This is a genomic window from Adhaeribacter radiodurans (assembly GCF_014075995.1).
Taxonomy (GTDB): domain Bacteria; phylum Bacteroidota; class Bacteroidia; order Cytophagales; family Hymenobacteraceae; genus Adhaeribacter; species Adhaeribacter radiodurans.
In genome coordinates, this window is the sequence record NZ_CP055153.1 from 5,765,652 (window position 1) to 5,790,399 (window position 24,748).

Below are 24,748 nucleotides of genomic sequence, written 5' to 3' on the forward strand. Positions count from 1 at the left end.
ATGGTAAATTGGCTAGACTGGCTGGAGCATAGTGCTTTGGCTATTGTTATTCGCCGGTCGTCGTGGCTGTATCCAGCCCTCGAAATAGTTCATATTATTGGTATTGCTTTGCTGGTTGGGGCGGCATTTCTTTTTGACTTGCGGCTCCTAGGATTTTCCCGGCACTTGCCCGTAGTTGGCTTAGCTAATCACTTGCTTACCTGGTCTCGCCGTGGCCTTATTTTAATAGTACCTTCGGGAATTTTACTTTTTAGTACCAATGCTGTTGCCTTAGGCCAGGATTTTACTTTTTGGCTTAAAATTGCGGCCATAGTATTAGCTGGCTTAAATGCCCTGGTGTTTCATACCCAAACTTTTCCTGCTTTAAACCCTTCGGATAAAAATTATTTTCTTCCGGTCCGGGCTAAGCTTTCAGCGCTTTGTTCTCTTATTCTCTGGACAGTGGTAATTGCCTGTGGCCGCCTGCTGGCATATTAACTTAGATAAGCAACAGTTGGTTCGTACGGGCTACGTGGCGGATAATGCAACTAAATAATTGTTAAGAAGTATTAAAACAATCTCTAATCTTTTAAGCTATTATTTCTATAGACTGACCTAAGCTTTATTATGAATAACACGCGCATTGAGCACGACTTTATCGGCGAAAAAGAAATTCCGGCCGAAGTTTATTATGGCGTTCAAACTTTTCGGGCTCTCGAAAATTTTAATATTACCGGCCAACGTATTTCGCAGGAACCATTTTTTGTGCAAGCCTTAGCTTATGTAAAAAAAGGGGCCGCGTTGGCGAACCGCGAATTAGGAGTATTAGATCCGCAAATTGCGGATTTTATTATAAAAGCCTGCGACCGTGTTATTGCCGGAGAATTTATAGATCAGTTTCCGTCGGACATGATTCAAGGGGGAGCGGGCACTTCGGTAAACATGAACGCCAACGAAGTAATCGCGAATATTGCTCTGGAAATGATGGGGCACGCCAAAGGCGATTACCAGTATTGCCACCCCAATAACCACGTTAATTTTTCGCAATCTACCAACGATGCCTACCCCACTGCTTTCCGGATTGCTTTACTTAATAAACTAACTGCTTACACGCAGTCGCTTACCGCTTTATCTGCCGCCTTTGAAGCGAAAGGCGTGGAATTCAAGAATGTGTTAAAAATGGGTCGTACCCAACTTCAGGATGCGGTACCTATGTCGATGGGTGATGAGTTTAAAGGATTTGCCAATACTTTAGCCGAAGAAGTAGGCCGCTTGGAAGATGCCAAACAATTAATTGCCGAAATAAACATGGGTGCCACCGCTATTGGTACCGCCGTTAATGCCCCCGCCGGCTACCCCGAGTTGGTTACAAAATACTTAGCCGAAATAACCAGTTTGCCTTTGTACCTGGCACCTGATTTAATTGAAGCTACTTCTGATACCGGCGCGTACGTGCAGCTTTCGGGGGTATTAAAACGCACAGCTGTAAAAATTTCTAAAATTTGCAACGATTTGCGTTTGCTTTCTTCGGGCCCGCGTACCGGTTTGTTCGAAATTAGTTTGCCCCAAATGCAACCAGGTTCTTCTATTATGCCCGGTAAAGTAAATCCGGTTATTCCGGAAGTAGTAAACCAAACCGCTTATTACGTTATTGGCGCCGATCTTACTATTACGCTGGCTGCCGAGGCTGGTCAGTTGCAATTAAACGTAATGGAGCCGGTTATTGCATTTTCGTTGTTTACTTCTATTAGTTACATGACCAATGCTTGTTATACACTGCGCGAAAAATGCGTGTTGGGCATTGTTGCTAACAGCGCCCGCACCCAGGAAATGGTGATGCACAGCGTAGGTATTGTAACCTTGCTTAATCCTATTGTTGGTTACGAAACCGCCGCTGCTACGGCCAAAGAAGCGCTACAAACCGGCAAATCCATTTACCAGATTGTAGTAAAAGAGCGACAATTGATTACGCAGGAAAAATGGGATGAACTGTACTCCTTCGATAATTTAATTAAACCAAAATTTGTAACGGGGTAAAAGAACCTAAGTAGTTGTTCGTTATTAGTTGTTCGACAAATAAATTATTAGCAATTAATTAGTTAAGGCATAATCGAAACTAATTTCGTTAAAGTACTTATTTCACTTTTCTGATACCCAATGTTTATATAATTTTTGATAAACCATTAGTATCATATATTAACCGCAGATAAAATAAAAAGCCCCGTTACAAACCAAACTTAGTTTAGGTTTGTAACGGGGCTTAATTTTAAATGAACAATTATAATTTAGCTACTTGGCCGTTTTTACGGGTTTTTAATTTATGGTAAACTAAGTTACCAACTTCTTTACCTTCTTGCGCCCCGTACTCGTTTGCCGGTCTAAAGTGAATACCACCGTACATCCTACTTATTCCAGCTTCGTCAGAAGCGTCGTAGAAAGATTTAAATTTACGAACGGGCAAGCCAATAACTAGTTGCGTAGAATCAGTAAAGGCATAATTATCGCCAAACAGGTTAGTAAGCGCCGTAGCTGCAGCCGCCGAAATAACGCTGTGCCCACTCGGAAATTCCGGAAAAGGTGGAGTTTGCAATATTGGGTCCCATTCCGGATCGATGTATTTTTCAATGTAAGTTTCGGGCCTAATGTGCACGTATTTGTACTTGGCATCCCAGCAACTAATAAAACCATCGGCCAGCGAAGCAGTAACTAACACAAACGCTTCGGCCTGCTCCATTGGATTTAGTTCTTTCGCTTTACAAACATTAGAAGTAATGGTAATCCAATGTCCGCCGGGAGTTAATTTCTGCTTGAAGTAAGTAATATGCCCTTTGGTGTAAGAAACATTCGGGTTATCGTCCCAAAATTTGGCAATGAGTTGCTTTTCTTCATCTGAGTTTTCGCCCAGCATGTAAATTTCTTTGGCTTCTTTATAAAATTTAGAATCGGGCAAAGTATCAAATGAGGTAGGTTTTTGTGGTTTGCATTGGGCCGCCGAATCCATTACAAAAGGCCGGATAGTGTTCCAGTGCGGTTCTATGGCGGGCATGTAATCGGGTGGCGTGGGCTGCCACTCCTCTATTTTCTGCGATAACATATGCCGCTGCATAGCTCTGGATTCTAAGTAATTATCCTTTAATGCCCAGGCAATAACATGCTCCCCTACCTTTTTTCCGTAGGCCAGCGAATTTTCCAGCACTTCGGGTTTAATGCCGATTTTTTTAATTTGTTTTAAATAATCGGTTTCGAATTTCTCGGTATTAGCAGGTACTAAAGTTAACTTTTTCATTACCGTAGCAAAAGCTTCGGCACTAGCTACCGGAAAATAATATTCCTTACCTGACTCGGGTGCGGGTACGTTTTCTAAACCATTTAGCTGGCCACTCAGCGATTGGCAAGCCGGATAGCCCGGTACCAATGCTTCGTACGCTGCAATGTTGGTGTAAGCATATATGCGACTGGCAACCGGCGGCGAAAAAATATCCGTAATAATAATATGGCTCAACTGCTTGTTCCAATCGGCTAACTGAAACCGGGTAAATGCATCTAAGCCGGCTGGGTTGGGTTTTGGTTGGCAGGCGCTAAAACCAACCAAAATAAAGGTTAAAAGAATACAGGAAAATTGTTTCATTGTAAAAAAATCGAATGATAAATCTACATAATTTTCTGGAAATAAACCAAGTAAAATAGAAGTAGTACCGCTAGGCGAATTAATTTTACTTTTCTTCCTTAATCAATATAGTTTTATTTAGGATGATTAATAGGTTGCGCTTGTTGCTGTGCTTTTAAGGCTAATTCGGTAGCTAGTAAACAATGCTCCTGGCTCATAGCGGTTTCCGTCCGGTTTAAGACATCATTTACTAATTGCTCACCATAAGGTAGAGGTACCTGGCTGCAATCTATGTAGCGGGTTTCTTTTTGATCGGTAAGAAAAAGGTGATTTCCTCCTTCTCTGCCGCCAATATCAATATTTTTCCGGATTTCGATAAAGCCTTCCGTTCCTAAAACAGTCAACCGTCCGTCGCCCCAGGTTTTAAGTCCATCGGGGGTAAACCAATCTACCCGAATGTAGCCAACACCACCGTTACCGCGCAGCATTACATCGCCGAAATCTTCGAATTTTGGATATTGCGGATGATTAAAGTTGCCGACCTGCGCCGCTACTACTTCGGCTTGGGTAGAGCCGGTAAAAAAAAGATATTGATCAAATTGGTGGGAACCAATATCGCAGATAATGCCCCCAAAACGACTCTTATCGAAAAACCAATCCGGGCGGGTTGACAGGTTCATGCGGTGCGGCCCTAACCCAATAGTTTGAATTACTTTACCAATAGCGCCCGCTTTTACTAATTCGCCGGCCTTTACGGTGGCCCGGTTTTCTAAGCGTTCGCTGTACATGATAGAATAAATCCGCCGGGTTTCTTTTTGCACCCGGCGCACCTCGGCGAGTTGAGCCAAAGTAGTAATACCAGGCTTATCTACCATAAAATCTTTCCCGTGCTGCATTACCCGGATTCCTAAAGGAGCCCGCTCATCCGGAATAGAAGCACTAACTACCAGTTGAATGGAACGATCTTCCAGAATTTCTTTTTCGCTTCGAGCGAGTTTGGCCTGGGGATATTTTTTCTGGAAAGCCGCTGCTAAATCTGCTTCTTTCGCGAAAAAAGACACCAACTGCCCACCACCCCGGATAACGGCCTCTACCTGCGAATTTATATGCCCATGGTTAAGTCCAATAGCTGCAAACTTAATTCGGGGAGCTGCCCAGGATTTAGAATTCGCCTCTGGTTCAGCCTTCACCGGCTCGGTAACAAACCGTTCGGAGGCCGCCACTACATTAGCAGGAAAAGCTGCCAGACCGGCAATTCCGGCAGCTCCGGTAACAGTATCTTTTAAAAACCTGCGACGGTTAACCTGTATTTTTTTCATAATGTAATACTTTATTCTTCGCCCAATTTAATTTATAACACGTAGTAAAGATTCTTTTATTTTCAGGTGCATTGTAATTCTTATTCTTTGCTTTTTCAAATACCAGAATCAGATTTCCTGCACTTGCTTCTTTATGCTTCTTTATTTGAAAGTTTTCCTGACGGTACTGTTAACCCAACTTAAATTTAAAGCTTTTCTCTAATATTTTATTAGTATATCTCCTGGTTCAGGATAAGGAATAAAAAAAAACCTTTAGAAATTTTTCTAAAGGTTTTCCTGGACGAACTTAAATTTATCAGAATCCTGTAATTTTCACTAGCTATCCTTCATCTAAGTACCTGGACAAAATAAATATACATTCTCACGCGTAGTTTTAGTGGAAAAACAACCACCCCTACCCCTCCTAAACTTAGGAGGGGTGCTTTTTCCCCACTTATTATCTATCATTTAATTTGCCAATTTACTTATTTGTCCGCTTATTCCTGAAATTATATCTTCCTTATTGCCGCATAACTTTTATCGTCCCGTTTACTTTATTACTTTTTAAATGTAGATAATACAAACCTGCTTCCTTCATCTGCCGCGTAAAGTCAAAGGATACTACCGAGGTTGGTTGGCTAAGAGAAAGTTCGCCGGCTGTTAATTTTGCACCGGTTGCCGATACTAAGGTATACATTAACGGGCCTTCTATTTTCTCCGTTAGTTTAACTTGCAGTAACCCGCGGGGAGAAGGAGAGGGATAAGCCAATAGTTGTATTGGAGCATTTGTTTCTTCAGGTACTTCTGCCAGCGCCGCCGTACTACTAATTGCCGGAGCCTTATTTATTACACTGAAGGAAATAGTTAAAGAGGTACCCGCCGTACCACTGCCTCCACTTAAAGTATACGGGGTAGCTTTTAAGGTATAGCTACCTACAGCTGGCGTCCAGTCGTGATAATTACTATTATTATCTCCAAACAACGCATAAGGAGCTACTGTTTCTGTACTATTTTTGATTTGTTTACCGCTTAAAGCAAATTTTACGCTTCCTACATTGCCCGGAGTTGTATTTGCCCGGATATTTAAATTTTTTATGCTGGCAATATTAATCATTTCGCCGGGCACCATAGTTCGGATGGGCTGGTTTGTAGTAGCATTAATTAAAGTAAAGCTTGTTATTTGCTGCTTTGCATTGGAGTTAGGATAGTAGCCTTGGGCAGCAAGCGCATTAATAAAGCGACTTACATTACCGTTCATTAACCCATCTACCCGGTTTACTTCGGGTTTCCAATGCGTATTACGGGTGCGCGTTACTCCGTCTTCCAGGGCATCGCCCCAGCGGGCTGATTCTCCAATAATAGCAGTGTTAATATAATTATTTATTGTGGCCCAACGAGCCCGCGAATTTGCATCGGTTAGCGGGCCATCATTAAAGCAGTTTTTATTTACCCGATTCACAAATACCTGCATAAACTCACTGCTTTTACTGGCCGAATGCCAGATCTTAGCAATAGTAGAGGAGCCTGCAGTATTTTTCCGGAATTGAGGATGTACCCACGCGCCTTGATTAGAACCAAAAGAAACATCCCAGGAATATTCATTATCCCAGGCAAAGTACATAAATGGTTGCGCGGGTACGTTACGGTTGCCTCCATGAAAATTATTGTTTGGCCAGTCCGACATTCCGGTCATCCAGGTTACAATCAGGTAATCGCAAAACTTCTCTACATCCAGGTACTTTTTTAATTGTGCATAATTAGTCGCATTGCTCATATCCTTCTTAATCAAAGTGTTGGTTAAGTAATTAAACCGGGTAGGATCGCCGTGCCGGATACCATCATCGTCTAAAGCCATCCAATCATCAAACGCTCCCCCAAAATAACTAGAAAGCATGCCTGCATCAGATCGCTCTACCGGGTTATAAAGGCCCCAATACAATCCGTTTATATATAAATGCACAAAATTACCTCTGCCTCCTACTCCCGATACCGCTAACTGGGAAGCCCGATACCATTCATCGCGCGTATAGCAAGTCCGGTTCTGGTTAAAGGCCCGGGCCCAGGACCGGTTATTACCTGACCGAAGTACAATTTTAGTATCCTTAAAGGTTGTGGCTGCTTTTGCGCCATTTAAGGGCGCTTTCTTAAATATATTGGAATGAATAGTAGATTTAATATTTAATTTTAAAGCACGTTTTAAGCGATTATGACTGTGCGATTCTAAACCAGTGGTAAATTGTTCCTTGGTGTTATCCGGATAAAAAATTTCTACGGAAGCCTGGTACGTTTCATCTCCTTCGTATAAATCCCAGAACTCATTTTTATCTAAAACCAGCGACATGGTGGGAATAGAGGTCATGCCTTGTTTAATGAGGCCCTTGTAAGCAGAATTATTTACAACATTGGGGTCCATTTCATAGTCATGAGTAGCCATACCGGTACCAGAATTAATGGCATAATCGTGGTTAGGCCAACCAGCAATCTTTGCCGGCTGACGCAGTACGTCGTTTAAAAATATATAGGAATGAGTAGCTACGGGAGTAACAGTTCCACCCTTATAACTAATTGCCCGAATAACGCTAGTGGTTGATATAGGAATAGCTTTTGAATAAATAGTACCGGAAGTGGTGGTAGGTGCGGTACCATTAGTAGTATACCGGATAACAGCACCACTTATACTGGAACTAATAGTAAGTTGAAACGGGCTGTTGTAAAATCCCCGGCCAGTGGAAAAAGTTAGACTTTGACTTGCGGCCAATAAAGGCAAAACCAGAAAAAAGAGCAAAATAGGTAAATGCTTTTTCATGAGTGAAAGAATACTAATGCTGAATGAATATTAATTTCTCCTTTGTATTTTTCTTTTCACTGAGGCGGTGTTAGCTTAATCATCTTCCTAATTAAACTAACAGAAACAACCTAGAACGTAGCGTAAATAAGCTTCGCTTTTATATTATTAATGTTAATACGCGAAGGCTTAATGCAGTAATTAAACAATCAGACGGTGGAGGAAAGCAGGAAAAAGCAAGGGAACACCTGAGGATCAACTATTCAGCTGGAAAGCGGAATAGTTTGGAAAAAAGACAAGATTCACTCAGTATAGATGCGTACAATACGTTGGCAATATTGTTTTCCTACGCAAATGGATCTTGCCTTAATTCAACGGTGGAGCTCGAGAAACTACTTCAATTAAAACGCTCTTTATCGCAACAAAAAACTTACTTTAATACAATAAAGGTGGAAGGTAATTAACTAAAATGAGGTGACTATATAATCTTGAAACTGGATTATTAAGAATTGTAAACTGGTATTAAAATACAAAAAAATCTTACTTAAAGCAAATAATTTAATACGATTTTTATTATTTCTATTACCAACCAAAATTTTATTGCTCACCTAAGCAATGCCACGCAATAAAATTTACTTAGAAGTAAACAGGTATTAAACGCTTTTATTTTAGATATAGATAAAGCGGATTGTACGGCTGTACTGGACACTATGCTGGATTATAGCACTTCTATTATTTTATTTCAATTGCTAATGCTAATCTGTCTTAAATATCCTTGCTGTAAATAATAAATTTACAGGCACGTTTGGCTTTGTTTTTGTAAAAGTTTTATCAATGCAAAACATTGGTTATTCTTTAAGATGATTAACCAATTACTAATAAACTACTTTTGCATTAATTCTGAATAAGAACTCATGGGCATGATACAATATATAATTTTTAACCAGAAAGAAGAAGTGGAGGCTTTCGGGAAAGCGGTAGATACCGAGCTTGGCTTTCCTAAAGTAGTAGCTTTTGCCGACACCAGTGAGCTGAACCCATCCGCTGATTTTACAACCTACGCTACTTTCGCCACTCCCATAAAAAAGTATAATGCCGAAAAATATGCGTACCCGATTACCGAAAATATTTTGCATCTGGTACCTGATCAGAAAGAAATGAAATTTGATCTGGAAAATTGGTATTGTGATGTAAGTACCCCAAAAAATCGGACAGTTTGAAAGGAGACAGAAAATGGATACTTTAAAACTGAAAAGATGAAAAAGACAAGGATTACCGAGAGTCAGATTATCAAAGCACTGCAGGAAAATGAGTCGGGTCGGAAGACAGAAGACATTTGCCGGGAATTAGAAGTTAGCCGGTCTACCTTTTACCGGTGGAAGAGCCAATACGGCGGCATGGAAGCTTCGGATGTAAAGCGGCTCAAAGAGTTAGAAGAGGAGAATGCCCGATTAAAGAAAATGTATGCTGATTTAAGCTTGGATCACTCTATCCTGAAGGAGGTCATCACAAAAAAAGGTTGGGGCTCTGGCAGCAAAAGCAGTTGACTGCAGAAATCATCTCGGACTACGACTTACCCGTTGTCAGGGCCTGCCACTTAACTGGTCTGACCCGTTCTCAATTTTATTACAAGAGCTGTAAAGATGATTCCGAAGTGATTACCGCCTTGCAGGAGTTAGCTGCTGCTCATCCAGCTTATGGTTTTCGGAAGCTGTTAGCTTATCTGAAAAGAGCCGGTCAGCCGTGGAATCACAAACGGGTATACCGGATCTATAAACTGTTAAAGTTCAACAAAAAGAGAAAAGGAAAACGTAGGCTACCAACCCGAGTAAAGCAACCATTGCTGCAGCCGGTAGAGATTAACAGTAGCTGGAGCATGGATTTTATGAGTGATAGCTTAGCATCAGGTAATAAGTTTCGGACCTTGAATGTGCTAGATGATTGTAACCGGGAAGCACTGGTCATTGAGATAGCAACTTCAATTGCCGCCAAAAGAGTGATTCGCACTCTGGAGCAGCTGATTGACTGGCGCGGTAAGCCAACGGCCATCCGGGTAGATAATGGCCCGGAGTTTACTAGTGTTGATTTTACGAACTGGTGTAAAGAAAAAGAAATTAACATCCATTATATTCAGCCGGGTAAACCCATGCAGAATGGCTTTATCGAACGCTTTAACGGCAGTTATCGCCGGGAAATATTAGATGCTTATCTGTTTTTTGAACTGGCGGAAGTCCGGCAACTGACAGAAAATTGGCTAGAAGAATATAATACCCGTAGGCCGCATGAAGCTTTAGGAAATCTGACCCCAAGGGAATGGCTCTTGAAAAAAGAAGTGGAAATATGGAAAACTTATCCCTGAACTCAAAATCAGCCCACCAAGTTTACCACATTACCACTTCCTAGTAATAGTAATAATAATGAGAATGGTCTCATTCAAACTGTCCCAAAAATGGGGTACTTACAGTGATGCTATAATTTAGTTTGAATACGTGCCCGTATTGAGGTTATGAATCGCATACAATGAATGCCCTAAAGCTGTTTTTAAACAACAAATGCCCGGTAAATAAGAGTTTACCGGGCATTTGTTGTTTAAAACGAGACACAATAAGGCTTGCGGTAATTCAAGCTAAGATTTCAACTGCATAAGAATAGTAATTTAGTAATTTTTTTGTGGCTTAATGCACACAAGCAACTAAGTAAGCAGGAATACGCTTTAATTTACCCATTAATGTAAATTATTTGAATAACGGTTTTTTAAAACTAGCACACTGGGACTACTTTTAATCCATTGCTCCTGCAAGGGTGGCGGCACGGGGGTAGTAGCGAAAATAAAAGAACCCAGCATTATATCTTCGTCGCCGTCCTGGTCTATGTCGCCGGTGGTTAGAGTTAACCAACGCCCGGTAGCCGCCTCCGGAAAAGTTTTTCCAGCAAAAGTGTTATTCCCTTTATTTTCAAAATACACAAAACCTGATTCGGGTTGGCGGGCAAAATCGGCAAAGTAAGAAATCGCCGCTATATCTAAATCACCGTCTTCATCAAAATCGCGGGTGGCGGTTATTGAGGCACCGGGTAAAGGCAAAAAAGAAGCTTCCTGAAATTCGTTTTGTTCATTATTTAAAAATAAACGAATACCGTGATATGGTTTTAGTATAAAAGAATAATCGCCATTATCGCCATTCGAAATTAAAATATCCAAAGCACCATCCTTATTAAAATCAGCTAGTTCAAAATAGCTGGATCCGTATACAGGTGGCAATTGCAGTACTTTTTCTTCTTCAAAATGCCCATTACCTTGATTATAAAATATAAAAATGCTTTCGCTTGCCTGGGCAAACAAAGCTACAATATCCGGGCGGTTATCGTGGTTCATATCCTGAATAACAACTTGCCGGCTACCGGGTAATTTTTTCAGCAAGTGTTCCTGGTATGTACCATCCGGTTTACCTTCGTACCAGCTTAATTTACCAAGCTGATTGCCGTAGTGACAAATCACTAAATCTTCCTGATTATCATTGTTTAAATCTGCAGAAGTAAGTTTTACCGGTCGCTGCAAATCGGTTAGCTGAGGTAGTACAACCGGTGCTTTTGTAGCAGAAGCTAATTGCCAGGAATACAACCGGCCATAGGGCGCATCGGAAGGGTTGAGCGACCCAATAGTTAATACTTTATACTGCTCGTTTTTTGCTCTGACTACTGCTACCGGCGGCGTATCTAACTGAATAGAATCTATAACGTGCAATTGAGCATTCACCCGAAATAACTTATTACGGCGGTCGCCTACTAACAATTCTTTGGTAGTAGGTTCGTACTGCAGCAAAGAGGTAAGTGCATACCGGCCTTTGTTTACAGTTAAAGGAATTGCATCGAATAATAAAAGTTTACTTAATGCCAATGGCTTAGGCTCGGGTAACTTTTCGGGGGAGTTGCTTTTATAATAAGAAAGTATTTTTATCCAATCTTTTTTGGCGATTAAAGCTTTGTCCGGGTAAATGTTAGCTTTTAATAGAGTTGTTATTTCCTGGGGAGCCATCCGGGCGTACATTCCTAAATTGGCGCCAATGCCCAAGCGCTGCCCCATAGCTGGTAATACTTTCTCTTCCCATATAGCTTTCGGGAGCAAATTCGGCTCTGGAAACTGATGACACGCTGAACAGTAAACATGCGCTAAGTTGTTGCCATCCAAGGCCGCTGTTTTGGTAGTATCAGGTAAAACGGCCCGCAAATTTACCGGCTCTATTCCAGATTCTGTGGTATTCTTTTTAATTGAACAACTGCTAAATAACCAAATTCCCAAGCAACACAAAATGAACAATCGCATTTTCCGAATCTAAAAAGTCAGCTTTCGGCTACGACCCGAAAAATCTTTAATTTCTACTGTTGCCATACCAGGTTGCCACACTAATTTACGCGCCGACTGCGATAGGTAGGTATGACCATAATAAAATTCTACTCTTTGTTTTCTGCCGTTTGTATAGGTTATTTCGGCTATTGCATCCATTGGCTGTAAATTAATTATTTTTTCTTCTCGCTGATGGAGGCTTGCACTTGTTTGCCACACCTTTAAACTATCCTGGTTTTGAGTAACTAAGGTTAATTTTTCACCTTTCCCAGTATAAAGCTGTGCCATTCCTTTTGCATCGCCGTTTACAAAAAAGCCACTTTCCGAAGCAGGTAAGGGGGTAAATTTTCCTGTTCCGTTGCCTTGCAGATAAAGGCCAATAAGCGCGTCGTAATTGCCGGTGAATACTTCGGTGCTGTAGTCGTTACCTACTAATAATAAGTCTAAGTTACCGTCCTGGTTTACATCGTCGGCTACCAGGCCATAAACTGGTGCAAACTGTACTGCTTGGGGCAACTCGTGCATTTTAAACTTTCCCTGACCTAAGTTCTCTAGGTAGCTGCTGGCAAAATGAGTAGCTTGTAAAATAGTAGCGCCTTCGCGTTCTTTCGCCGGAATAACATCGTCGATAGTAGCCATTGCATAATTGCCGTACCGCGCAAAAATACTGCGGGTGCGCGGTAATTGCGCGTTTAAGTCGTCGCGGGTATGCATGGGGTATGGCCGCATCTGGCCATCTTCGGATTTCAAATAACAAGAAAGCACCGCGTCGATGCTGCCATTTTTATCAAAATCTTTGGCAATAACTTGTAAAGGCTGATTAGGTTTTGCGCAATAATTACTATTTAAACCTAAGTTACCGGCTACATAATCAATATCGCCATCGTTATCGAAGTCGCCGGCAGCTAAACTGTTCCACCAACCCGTCTGGTTTTGTACACCGGTAGTACCCGTAACATTCTGTAATTTTCCTTTGTTATTCTTCAAAAAAGTTACCGGCATCCACTCCCCGGCTATTACTAAATCTACCTGACCATCGTTATCAAAGTCCGACCACAAGGCGTCGCTTATCATACCCAATTGGGTTAGTGCCGGACAAACCTGCTGGGTAACATCGATGAATTTTCCGCCTTCGTTGCGCAGAATATAACTAGGCGGAGCCAAAGGATACTTACCCGGAATAACGCGGCCGCCGATAAATAAATCTAAATCACCATCACGGTCGAAATCAGCGGCTTTTACGCAAGACTTAATAGTTCGTAAGGCCGGTAAAGCCTGAGTATCTAAGGTAAACTGACCTTTGCCGTTATTTTTATAAAGCCGGTCCTGCAATTTGGGCGAGTCTTCCTGAAACTCGTAGCTGCCACTGGCCACATATAAATCTAAATCAGAGTCGTTATCTACATCCAAAAACAACATTCCCATATCTTCTTCCGGTTTAGGAGTAGTATAGTTGGTAGTAGAAGCTTTAAATTTACCTGTTGGTTGTTGCAAAAAGAAGGTTCCGTTTTTACCCGCTGAGCCGCCCACGTAAAAATCATCTAAGTTATCGCCGTTGATATCGCCTACGGCAATGCCAGGGCCCGATTGGGTAAATTTATGCGGCAAGGTTTTTTGAATATTAAAATCTATTTTGTCGTCTTCCTGGTGTTGGTATTGGATACTGTGTTGCGCAGCAGTCTCCTGAAAAACAAGCGGCTTGCTTACATCTATGGCAGGTTTGTTCGCCGCGGACCGGGCTTGACTTTGTTTTAACGTGAGCACCTGGTTAATTTTAACGTTACGCAGCAGTTGCATTTTTCCATCTGGCCAGATTACTTTCAAAGAATCAATGTGGGTGGCATTGCCTAGCCCAAAATGCGCTTTATTCTCGACGGAAGATAGAAAGCCCCGGTAAGCAGTGTTCTCGTAGTATTGCTTTTTCCCTTGATCATAAAATAAGCTCACTTTAGCATCTACTCCTTGCCAGTTGGGCTTTTCACCTTCAAATTTTAAACGCAAAAAGTGGTTATTACCCGTATTTTTTTTGGAGGCATATAATTGATTCTGGTAAACAAAAGCACTATCGTTAATATTATTTACTATTAAATCCAGATCGCCATCATTATCTAAATCGGCGTAGGCGGCACCATTAGAAAAGGAAGGCGTACCTAGTCCCCAGTCTTTAGTTTTATCGGCAAAGGTTAAATTGCCATTATTGTGATAGGCATAGTTCGGAATTTTAATAACCGGAATAGAATCGACAATAGCTTGTAAATTGGCTACCTGACTAACCGGGCCACTCCGGTAAATAGAAAAATCACGATCTGTTACATCCTTCGGAAAACCGTTGGTTATGATAATATCCCGGTAACCATCGTTATCAAAATCAGCCATCAAGGGAGTCCAGCTCCAATCAGTTTGGTAAATGCCGGATAATTGCCCTATTTCACTGAACGAAGGTTCCCCATTTGGCCGCGGCCCGTTGTTTAATTGCAAGGTGTTCCGGACATACTGAAAATCGTAGTTATATTGCTTATTATAAAAGTAAACCGCATAGTTATTATCTTTCATCAATAACTTTTTGCGCTTGTTATTCTCGGGCAGCATATCTACGGCCAAAATATCTACCAATCCATCGTTGTTAATATCGGCAACACTATTGCCCATAGCCGAAAAACTCGTATGCTTAATGTATTCGTTTTTGCGGTTGGTAAATGTGCCATCGTGGTTATTGATGTACAGCAAATCATCGGAGAGATAATCGTTGGTAACGTAAATATCTGGCCAGCCATCTAAATTAATATCACTGATTGCTAATCCTAAGCCGTAACCTTCGTAAATAATACCAGCCGCTTTAGAAACATTGGTAAATGTACCATTGCCATTATTGCGGTAAAGCCGGTCGTTATTAGGAGAGGTACCATCGTTTACTTTAGGGCGGTATACCGTAGGAATACTTTCATTCTGTACGTTGGTGAGCACATACAAGTCCAGGTCGCCATCATGGTCGTAGTCAAAAAAAGCCGCATTGGTGCTGTAGCCAGTATCGGCAATGCCATATTGTGGGGCTAAATTTTTGAAAACAGGTTCGCCGTTTGCATTGTTTCCCTGGTTCACAAATAACATATTTGCCCGGTCTGCTGGGTCTTTTTTTATAGTAGCGCAAACGTACATATCCAACCTACCATCCTGGTTAATGTCTACTACAGCTACCCCTGACGACCATTTACCGTTACCCGTTACTCCCGCCGTAGCAGTTATATCTTTAAATTTAAAATTACCTTGGTTCAGGTAAAGTTTATTTTGTACCATGTTACCGGTAAAGTAAACATCGTCCAAGCCATCGCCGTTGAAATCGCCGATAGCTACTCCCCCACCGTTGTAAATGTATTCTTCGGTTAAAATATTGAGGGAATCGCTTTCCAGAATGCGGTTAGAGAAGGTAATACCCGTATCGTCGGGGTCTAATTGAGTGAATAAGGTTTCAGATTTTTTCTGGCAACTACTAACTATCAAAGAAAAGATAGCCAGCATTAAAAAAGGTACTTTGTTCATTTAAAATGGGTAAGCTGTTTTGAGTTTGCAGCTAACAAACTCTTATTCCTGTTTATATAAGCTGCCTAATATACAAAAATAAAGGCAAGATTAAAGAATCTTGCCTTTATAAAAATTACTTAACAATTACTATTAGTAACCAGTATTTTGTTTAATGTTAAAAGTACCGTTAGGAAGGCGGCTGGTAGAAATAACACCTTCCGGAACCGGCATGTAATCATCCTCAGCGGTATATTTAGCATTTACAAATTTAGGAATATAGGTCTTCTCGAAAGTAACATAAGCATTAAGGGTTTCGGCTGCTATTCCCCAACGTACTAAGTCAAACTTACGGTGACCTTCCATTGCTAATTCGAGTTTGCGTTCTTCCATAATAGCTTTCATAGCATCTTCTTTACCTGCAAACGCCGAATACAACCCTACTTTGTAGTTCCCAAGTGGCCCGGAAGTGCTGGTACCTACTTTATTAAGGCCATCAATAGTAGCTTGGCTACCCGCCCGGGTGCGTATGGTATTTACATGAGTTAAGGCGTTTTCTAAACTACCTGCTTGGGCTTCTGCTTCTGCTGCCATTAATATAACATCGGAGTAACGCATTACCGGGAAGCTCAAAGCATTAGCAGGCTGACCCCAGTCGCCGGTACCGGCAGTACCACCGGATAATTCAGCGCGGGTATGCACGTTTTTCTTAGGGCTATATGGTCCACCATTTGTTACTTGTCTGATCCAGCTCCGGCCAGGATGCGGACCCCAATCGAGGTACTGAATACCCCGGCGACCCACTGTATGATCTAACCGAGGATCTAAACTGCCGTTGTAAGGAGTAAATGGCTGATCAGAAGTAAGCTGATAATCACTGGTAACCCCGGTTTGAGTGTAAGGATTGAAGGTTGGTAAACCAGTGGTAGCATCTGTCATATAAGAGTTTACCAAAGTCTGAGAAGGCTGAAAGAATCCGCAGCATCCACCGGGCTTGTCGCCGGAACCATGCGGAAAGTTCAGGTTGTTCTCGTAGTTAGCCAGGGAGTTATTACCAGCTCCCGTGTTAATGGCATACTGTATAGCAAATACGGTTTCCGCACTATTTTTAGTAGCAATGCGGAAGTTATCCCCAAAGTTTGCGTTTAAGGCGTATTTAACCCCTTTTGCAGTGGTACCACTGATCATTACCTCGTTTAGTAAAGGTAAGGCTTCGCTATACTTATTCTGGAAGATTTGAGCTTTAGCCAGAAACGCCTCTGCTGCCCATTTATTGGCTCTACCAACTTCGGGTTGTACGCCAGGTAAATTATCCTGGGCAAACTTAAAGTCAGCTTCTATCTGAGGCCAAATTTCTGCTTGGTTGGTAATAGCTCTGTAATCTTCGGTAGTAATAGCTGTTTCCGGAATCCAGGGGAAACCTAAACCGAAAACTTTCCGGCCTTCCATGTGGAAAAATGCCCGCAGAAAACGCGCTTCTCCCTCAATCCGGGCCGCATCAGCCGCCGAAATATCAGTGGCTTCTTTCAAACTTCTGAGTACCTGGTTGGTCATCCCAATACCATCTACCACTCCTCTCCACTTACTGCCAACTTCGCCGCCAGCAGTTTGCTGATAAAGCTCAATAGGGTTAATAGAGTTAAAGTCGGATGGTTCGGTACCTTTATTGGCATCGTCGGCGGCAACGCTTCCCCAAACCCAGTTGGTAGAACCAGTAGTTTGAGTCTCCGGACGTCCATCGAGGGCAGCATAAGCCGCAATTAGCATACCTTCAACGCCTTTTTTATTCGTCAGGGATTCAAGAGTATAAACCCCTGCCGGGTCTATCTCCAAAAACTCATCTTTACAAGCTCCCAGCATACCGGCCAGCAGTAAAGAACTAAGTGATAATCTTAAAAATATTTTATTCTTCATGTTATAATAACATTTAATGATTTTGATTTCAATTGCTTAGCTTACTAAAACCCTATGTTTACACCAAGGATAAATTGTCTGGAGTTAGGATAGTTAGCCTGGTCTATACCCATAAACTGGTCGTCGTTGTTAGCCGTGTTATCGCTGATTAAACTAATATCAGGGTCAGCTCCAGTGTATTTAGTAATAGTAAACAAGTTTTGACCTTGCACATAAACACGAAGGTTATTCAGGCGGAGCTTGCTTGCAGCAGCAGCTGGTAACTTATAACCTAGTTGTAATGTTCTCATTCTTAAGTAAGAGCCTTTCTCAACAAAGTAATCTGTAGAAATACTAGAAGAATAAGTATCAGCAGAACTAATAATTGGCAAATTACCGCCAGTATTGGTAGGTGACCAGGAATTTTCTAATACCCGGGTACTTACCCCGCCCACAAAACCTCTCATATCAGTAAACCATCTGGTAAAGTTATACAGGTCGTTACCGTAGTTCCAGAAAATAAACGTAGAGATATCAAAATTCTTGTAAGCCAAAGACAAGTTGGTTCCTAATTGGAATTTTGGAATAGGATTACCAATAATTGTCCGGTCTTGGTCATCGATTTTATTGTCTCCATTCTGGTCTTTAATTCTCCAGGAACCTATTGTTTTATACGGCATAGCAGGTCCGGCATCTACTTCTCCTTGGTTTTGGAAGATACCATCTACCTGGTAACCAAAGAAAGAAGAAATTGGATAGCCTTTCTCAACCACAATTACGTTACCTAAACGGCTTGCACCCCTGTAAATAATCTGTCCTTCTTCCGCCATTTTTGTCAGTTCATTGGTGTAATGAGTAAAGTTTAAGCTGGCATCGTATCTAAAATCACCAGCAAAACTACCAGTAGTTCCTAAGTTAATATCAAAACCGCGGTTACGCATGCTACCAATGTTAATTCTTGGTTGGGTAATCTCGGCCATTAAGCCGTTACGAGGTTGCTCAATTAAGAGGTCTTTGGTTTCAATATTATATCCTTCAACAGTAACAGTAAAGCGACCGTCCAGGAAAGTTGCATCGAGACCGATGTTGGTAGTTTGAGTAGTTTCCCATTTAGTGGTTTCATTACCCTGACGTGACTGACGATAACCTACAGTAGCCGAAGTATTCTGACCATTGATAGGATACCAGGACTCTCTCGGGCCAGAGGCAAAAGTGGTAAACTGGTTGCTGGCATCTACGTTACGTTGGCTACCCATTTGGCCCCAACCCCCGCGCAACTTTAACTCAGACAGGAACCGAACTCCTTGCATAAAGGCTTCGTCCGATATCCGCCAGGCAGCACCAACGGCAGGGAACACCCCTACTCTGGACGCAGAACCAAATTTAGAAGAAGCATCGCGCCGTACGGTAGCATTTAATAAATACTTATCGCGGAAACCGTAATCTACCCGACCAAACAAGGAATAAAGAGAAGACCGGCCGGTGTTAAAAGTAGAAGTATTTCGTACACCTGTTCCGGCTTGTAAAGTACGAAAATCTACGCTGGTTAAATCATAATTTTGGTTAGAACCATTAATTCCCCGACCTGCTCCTTTAACAGCTTCCGTACCAGCTAATAACTTCACGCTATGGTTTTCAGCAAACGTTTGGTTATAATTTAAAGTATTTGTCCAGGTCCAGGTATTAAAGAAACCATAGCTTTCCGAAAATGAATTTTGTGTTTGGTTTTCGGAACGTTCGTATGTAGTAGAAGTAAATCCATTACTATATTCGTTACTATAATCTGTACCAAAAGAGGTCCGGGCAATTAAGCCTTTCATAATATCCACTTCGGCGAATACGTTACCGAATATTTTATAACCATTTCTCTGGTTATCCATACCGCGAGTCAGGTTAGCAATAGGGCTACTACCATTACCTGATTCTCCTACCCGGTTACCGGCAAAACCACCTTTAATATCATAAACCGGCAGGTAAGGCACCATGCGGTAAGCTTGCGCCCAAGCTCCACCTTCACCGGCTTCACCACCACCTTGTCTGGTTTCGTAAGTTAACTGCATGTTTTCACCCACGCGAATTCTTTTTACCGGATTAAAGGTAGTATTGGCCCGCACGGTAGCACGGTTATAACCAGTATGAACAATGGTTCCTTTTTGGTTGAAATAATTTACCCCTAAAGAGTAAGTTCCTTTCTCGGTACCACCTGTAGCAGATATCTGGTGACTTTGAATAAGAGCTGGACGGGTAATTTCTTTAAACCAGTTGGTACCAGGGCTCGTTTTAATAATTTGATAAAAAGGGCTTCCAGGAGTTATATTATAACGATCCGGGTTAACTAATGGATTGTTTGCCAAAACACCCCCAGAAAAAGCAGGATCGGCATCACTTACCTTATCTTTTATTATCAGGTAATCAGGGTTAACCGGATTAACGCCATTGCCATATACAACAGAACCTCTGATATCGCCTTTTTCATTCGGAACACCATAAGGGGTACCTCCATTTTTAGCAGCCGTAAACAAGTACTCACCATACTGCTGGGTATTCAGCATTTTAGGCATCGTGCTTTCTGGTATTACCTGCACACCCGCATAAGAATCTACTGAAATACTGGAAGTACCGGCTTTACCCCGCTTAGTAGTAACAATAATTACCCCGTTAGCAGCGCGCGAACCATAGATGGATGCCGAAGTAGCATCTTTCAGTACCTGCAACGACTCAATATCTTGCGGGTTTAAAGAGGCTGGGCTTTCAGTTGGTACCCCGTCAATTACGTACAATGGGTCGTTGTTACCGAAAGAGGCAAAACCCCGGATACGTACTTTAGCACCGGCACCTGGCTGACCGCTACCGCTTACGGTTACCCCAGAAGCACGGCCTTGTAACTGCGACTGTAAGTTAGCCGCTGGTGTTTGCAATAATTCGGTAGGCTTCACTACGGATACGGAACCAATAATATCCCGTTTCTTCTCGGTAGTATAACCTGTTACTACTACTTCTTCCAGAGCGCGGGCATCTTCGGCTAAGGTTATATTAACCGTTCCCGGGCCGGTAAAGGCTTTTTCCTGAGTAGAATATCCAATGAAAGAGAAAACCAGGGTACCGGGGGCTTCTGGTACAGATAAAGAATAAGTACCATCCGGAGTAGTAGTAGCACCGGTTGACGTTCCTTTTAGTAAAACGGTTACGCCTGGCATGCCTTCTCCGGTATTAGAAACAACTTTACCTGAAATTTGCCAAACAGGAGCTGTTTTAGCCCGGTAGGTAATTTCATCAGGTCGTTTGTTTTTATTAAAGTCGACGAACAAGATATTAAAGTAATTCAGCTTTTCAGCCTCGCTTTTTCCAGCCAGATTATCGGCATTAGATGATTCGGTGCTAGCTTCGCTGCTTACAATAGCGTACGTTTTGTTATTGATTTTTTCGTAAGTTAATTCTGCAGCGGGTAATAATTTACTTAATGCTTTTTCAATTTTATCTGAGTAAGCTATCTGAGAAGTTTGGATGTACTTTCCTTCCAGATTCTTTTTCTCGTATAAAAAAGAAACATTGTACTCGGCTTGTAAATCTTGCAGCACTTCGGTTAGCGCGACTGTCTTTTTCAGCTCAGCCCGGCTAAGTTGCTGCCCGGAAGGTTGGTTATTGGCCAGCACAATGGTTTGTGCCTGGGATTGCTCCTGCACAAAGGCCAGTGCGACTGCACAACAAACGCTCCGGAAAATCAACTTTGTTCTTTTTGTAGTCATTTTCGATAGCAAACTTTGGTTAATGGTTTTATTTAATTTATGGGTAATGGGTGTTTAAAGCTTATTTACCTTTTATAATCAGGGTATTGCCTTTTTGAATCATCTCTAACTGAAAGGATTTGGACAAAGCCGTTAACAAGGTTTCTACATCTTCCACGTAAACTTCTCCGGTTAACTTCCGGTCTATCAGGGTTGAATCGGCGATTTTTACCTGAAAGCCATAATTATCTTGTAGCAAGCCGGCAATATCCTGAATAGAAGTATCATCAAACAATAATTTCTTGTGGATCCAGGAAGAGTACACCAAAGGATTAACTTTCTTTTTTACAAACTCTTTTTTATCCGACGTTAACTCTACCAGTTCGCCAGGGTGCATAATGGTTGTTTTTCCCGGAGCTAATTTACCTGCCTTTAACTGGACTTTACCGGAGTTTAGCACCACACGGGTACGGGACTTGCGGCTGTTAACATTAAACTTGGTGCCAAGCACTTTTACATCCATATTGCCCGTATGCACTAAAAAGCGGGCATCGCCTCTACCTGTTTTTTTTACTACACTAAAGAAAGCTTCACCGTCTAACCAAACTTCCCGGTCTTTTTGGGAGCTCCATTTACCCCTTAAAACCAACTTAGAGTTACTATTTAATACTACTGTAGATTTATCTGGTAATATAATAGTAGTAGTTTCGCCAAAACCCGTTTGATACCGGAGTTCTTTAGTCTGCTGATGAAAGTAGAATCCTACTGCTGTTACCACCAAAAACCCCAACCAAACCGCCGCAAACTGCCACACTTCCCGACGCTGATGCCATTTTACTCGGGTTGCACCCAAAGGAGTACTCTCTGTTTGAGCAATATGCCGGGTTAATTTTTGCCAGCTTGCGTCTATCTTATGCCGCGGAACTTGCTGCCGGTTAAAATTTATTCCCCGGATTATAGTTGCTGCTTCATTAGCCAATGGGAGTTTATCCATGTTATTTTCTAGCCATTGTTCCCATTGTATTACATCATCCGGAACTGTTTTATTTACCCAATTCTGGAAGGACTCATCCTGTATAAAATCTTTCAGTTCGTAATCAGAAAATTTCATGTCTAGTCAATCCCTTTAAAGTAAAGCGCTTTCCTTTTCTAACCACTTAGCTTTTGTGTCTACTCACCGTATCATCAATTTTCGACTCTTTTTACTATAAAGCAGACAGTGATCAAATTTACACCAAGCGCTTATAATCCAGAGCCTGCTAACTAAACGGGATACTCTCTTTTTATAACTTTTTTTTATTTTTCTAAAAAAAATAGATTTTATATCTCTAAACAGAAACAGCAAGGCACAACAAGTTCATTTGAATATACAGAGTTTAACGCAAGAACAAAAATTCATGAACCTTAATTTTTTTATAAAAATTGAATTTGAAATTTAGCTTGAATAGTTAATAAAAGAGAGGTCAAAAAGCTTTATAACAAGTCAGATATATATTAAATATTTAGCAATTAAACTTTAATTACATTACACATTTATAACATAATAATACTAGTTGCTAACATTATTAAAAATCTTCTAAAAAGTATATTAGTAAATTTGATTATTTTGTCAGCATTCTGTAATATCGTATTAGTATTTTTTAAATTAGAATTTATACTATTGCCCCTAGCCTATTCAAAACAATTACAATCTGAGGCCTTTTGTATGCATTTGGTAGTTAACCAGCCAAGAGAAAATTATATTATAGATTATTCCAGCCAACCTGATTCCGAAATTTGGAATGATTTCAAGAAAGGCGAAGAATTAGCATTTTCGTATATTTATTACAAATTTTATAACGATTTGTATTATTATGGTATAAAAATTACTAATTCTGAGGAGATAGTACAAGATGCTATTCAAGAGTTATTTGCTTCCATCTGGAAAAACAAAGGGCAATTAGGTCATGTACACGCTATCAAATTTTATTTATTAAAATCGTTGCGGCGCGGTATTATCCGGCACCTGGAGCGGGATAAAAAACAGTACCTGCGCCTGAGCATTTTTGGTAATAAGCAACCGAATATCGAGTTTTCGGAAGAGGAAATTACGATACTGGAAGAAGCAAGCTCTGAAAAAAAACAGCACATCTCTAATTTGCTTAATACTTTATCGAAACGTCAAAAAGAGGTTATTTACCTTAAGTACTACGAAAATCTAGAGTTTGAGGAAATTGCAGAGTTAATGTCTTTGAACTATCAATCCGTAATCAACCACGTTCATAAAGCTTTTAAGAAACTGCGCAAAGATCAGGAATTTACCCGCTTATATTTGGCCGGTAAATAAGTTGGAAGCTGAACGTTTTGGTTATTAAATACTGAGACACAAGTATCAAGATAGGAGACACCAGACTTTCTCTGATTGATTACCTTAATTCCAATTTATTCCTTTTGCTTATTTTTTGCTAATGATTTTAAACCTGGCGTAAAAGCTTGCTTCGGATTGGTTTCGAGAAGTTGCTTTATTTCGGCCTGAGAAAATCCTGCTACTTTTAAAGCGGGCAGAAAAGCAGTAAAAAGTGTTTCGTAGTTGCGGAATTCACCACCTTTTGGTTCACCCACGTGGTACCAGCCTGCATCTTGCGAAATAAGAACCCGCTTTAATAAACCGGCCGTTTTCATATTCCGGAGAAACTGTACATATTCCGGAATGTTGTTAGAGTTAATACCATCAAACTCTATCCAGGCTCCAGCTTGCGCTGCTTGTTGGTGAATCTGCGAATTTTGCTCATTTTGGGCATGTACCCAGATAAAGGCTTTTCCGGCTACTCCGTTTTCCTGCAAAATCTTAAGTTGAGCTAAGGCTGCTTCCCCGTTGCCAGTGTGGGAGGCAATAGTTAAACCGGTTTTTACATGCGTAAGAGCGGCTGCTTTTACTAATTTTTCGTTTACTGTGGTGAGTGGTCCGGCATCTACGCTTATTTTCATAAATCCCGGGCGGATATCGGTACTATCAATACCCTGCTCCGCTTCCTTTACCCACCGGCCAGAAAGTTGTTCCGCAGTTTCGGTAAAAGCATGTTTTGGCAAATATTTACCTTGTCCGGCACCATAATAACCGGTGTTAGTAAGAATAGTAAGTCCGCTGGCTCTACTTAACCGTTGCAACAAAAGAGCATCGCGCCCCAGGTAAGCGGGTGTGCACTCAATTAATGTTTCACAGCCTTGCTGGCGTAGTTTCTGGAGGTAGGGCATTACTTTTACAAAAACTTCGTCGGGGTTATACCGGTTAGGATTTACCTGGTCGGCGCCAATAAAATCAACGAGCACGTGTTCATGGGGCAAAGTAACGCCTAATTTACCCGACACCGGTCCGGTTACCGACATAATGGCTGACGAAGGAACTACAACACTTTTTTCCTTAACTATCCAGCCGGTTATTCCTCCGGCTAGCAGCAATAGAATCAAAAAAAAGTAATTAGGCTTTAGCAACATGTAAATAGTAAGTATAAATAGTTACTTGTAATTAGTTGTTCGTTATTAGAATTTAACTTTCCTGAAAATTGATATTTTATAACAAACTACGTCCTAAACTACTTTAATTAAAGCACTAATTTTAAGTTA

Annotated in this window: 14 protein-coding genes; 5 read left to right on the forward strand and 9 right to left on the reverse strand. The window is 41.3% G+C overall.

What is annotated here, in order from left to right:
* Both HUW48_RS22945 and aspA read left to right on the forward strand, forming a co-directional pair.
* Nucleotides 1-477 (forward strand): DUF6644 family protein, encoded by a 477-nt coding sequence (locus HUW48_RS22945; RefSeq protein ID WP_182413150.1) that lies wholly within the window; start codon nucleotides 1-3, stop codon nucleotides 475-477.
* 129 nt (nucleotides 478-606) lie between these two features.
* Nucleotides 607-2,016, forward strand: a complete 1,410-nt coding sequence (gene aspA / locus HUW48_RS22950) for an aspartate ammonia-lyase (RefSeq protein ID WP_182413151.1) — start codon at nucleotides 607-609, stop codon at nucleotides 2,014-2,016.
* 241 nt (nucleotides 2,017-2,257) lie between these two features.
* Here the strand turns inward: aspA and HUW48_RS22955 are convergent, their stop codons facing one another.
* From HUW48_RS22955 to HUW48_RS22965, 3 genes are all read right to left on the reverse strand, one after another.
* Nucleotides 2,258-3,607, reverse strand: a complete 1,350-nt coding sequence (locus HUW48_RS22955; protein WP_182413152.1) for a vanadium-dependent haloperoxidase — start codon at nucleotides 3,605-3,607, stop codon at nucleotides 2,258-2,260.
* Nucleotides 3,608-3,720: 113 nt separating this feature from the next.
* On the reverse strand, nucleotides 3,721-4,905 hold the full coding sequence (locus HUW48_RS22960) for a Gfo/Idh/MocA family protein (RefSeq protein ID WP_182413153.1): 1,185 nt from the start codon (nucleotides 4,903-4,905) through the stop codon (nucleotides 3,721-3,723).
* Nucleotides 4,906-5,404: 499 nt separating this feature from the next.
* Entirely contained in the window at nucleotides 5,405-7,690 is a 2,286-nt protein-coding gene (locus HUW48_RS22965; protein ID WP_182413154.1) for a CotH kinase family protein, read from the reverse strand.
* An 899-nt stretch (nucleotides 7,691-8,589) separates the two neighbouring features.
* Here HUW48_RS22965 and HUW48_RS22970 point away from each other — a divergent pair.
* Both HUW48_RS22970 and HUW48_RS22975 read left to right on the forward strand, forming a co-directional pair.
* Complete coding sequence (locus tag HUW48_RS22970) at nucleotides 8,590-8,889, forward strand: hypothetical protein (RefSeq protein WP_182413155.1); 300 nt, start codon at nucleotides 8,590-8,592, stop codon at nucleotides 8,887-8,889.
* 36 nt (nucleotides 8,890-8,925) lie between these two features.
* Nucleotides 8,926-10,028, forward strand: a protein-coding gene (locus HUW48_RS22975) for an IS3 family transposase (RefSeq protein ID WP_220463948.1) whose coding sequence is annotated in 2 segments (ribosomal slippage) — nucleotides 8,926-9,187 and nucleotides 9,187-10,028 — 1,104 coding nt in all. Because the reading frame shifts where the segments join, the coding sequence is not laid out codon by codon here.
* A 366-nt stretch (nucleotides 10,029-10,394) separates the two neighbouring features.
* On the opposite strand, the gene HUW48_RS22980 is transcribed toward HUW48_RS22975, so the two are convergent.
* From HUW48_RS22980 to HUW48_RS23000, 5 genes are all read right to left on the reverse strand, one after another.
* Nucleotides 10,395-11,990 carry an FG-GAP repeat domain-containing protein gene (locus HUW48_RS22980; RefSeq protein WP_182413156.1) on the reverse strand — a complete coding sequence of 532 codons (1,596 nt, stop codon included), beginning with the start codon at nucleotides 11,988-11,990 and terminating at the stop codon, nucleotides 10,395-10,397.
* A 9-nt stretch (nucleotides 11,991-11,999) separates the two neighbouring features.
* A complete protein-coding gene (locus HUW48_RS22985; protein WP_182413157.1) occupies nucleotides 12,000-15,548 on the reverse strand; it encodes a VCBS repeat-containing protein in 3,549 nt (1,182 codons plus the stop codon).
* Between the two features lie 132 nt (nucleotides 15,549-15,680).
* Entirely contained in the window at nucleotides 15,681-17,441 is a 1,761-nt protein-coding gene (locus HUW48_RS22990) for a RagB/SusD family nutrient uptake outer membrane protein (protein ID WP_182413158.1), read from the reverse strand.
* Nucleotides 17,442-17,485: 44 nt separating this feature from the next.
* Complete coding sequence (locus tag HUW48_RS22995) at nucleotides 17,486-21,166, reverse strand: SusC/RagA family TonB-linked outer membrane protein (protein WP_182413159.1); 3,681 nt, start codon at nucleotides 21,164-21,166, stop codon at nucleotides 17,486-17,488.
* Nucleotides 21,167-21,227: 61 nt separating this feature from the next.
* The gene (locus HUW48_RS23000) at nucleotides 21,228-22,256 is read right to left on the reverse strand and encodes a FecR family protein (protein ID WP_182413160.1); all 1,029 of its coding nucleotides are present in this window, start codon (nucleotides 22,254-22,256) and stop codon (nucleotides 21,228-21,230) included.
* 594 nt (nucleotides 22,257-22,850) lie between these two features.
* On the opposite strand from HUW48_RS23000, the gene HUW48_RS23005 reads away from it, so the two are divergent.
* Entirely contained in the window at nucleotides 22,851-23,471 is a 621-nt protein-coding gene (locus tag HUW48_RS23005) for an RNA polymerase sigma factor (protein ID WP_182413161.1), read from the forward strand.
* Nucleotides 23,472-23,566: 95 nt separating this feature from the next.
* On the opposite strand, the gene HUW48_RS23010 is transcribed toward HUW48_RS23005, so the two are convergent.
* Complete coding sequence (locus HUW48_RS23010; RefSeq protein WP_182413162.1) at nucleotides 23,567-24,619, reverse strand: phosphotriesterase family protein; 1,053 nt, start codon at nucleotides 24,617-24,619, stop codon at nucleotides 23,567-23,569.
* Nucleotides 24,620-24,748 lie beyond the last annotated feature (129 nt).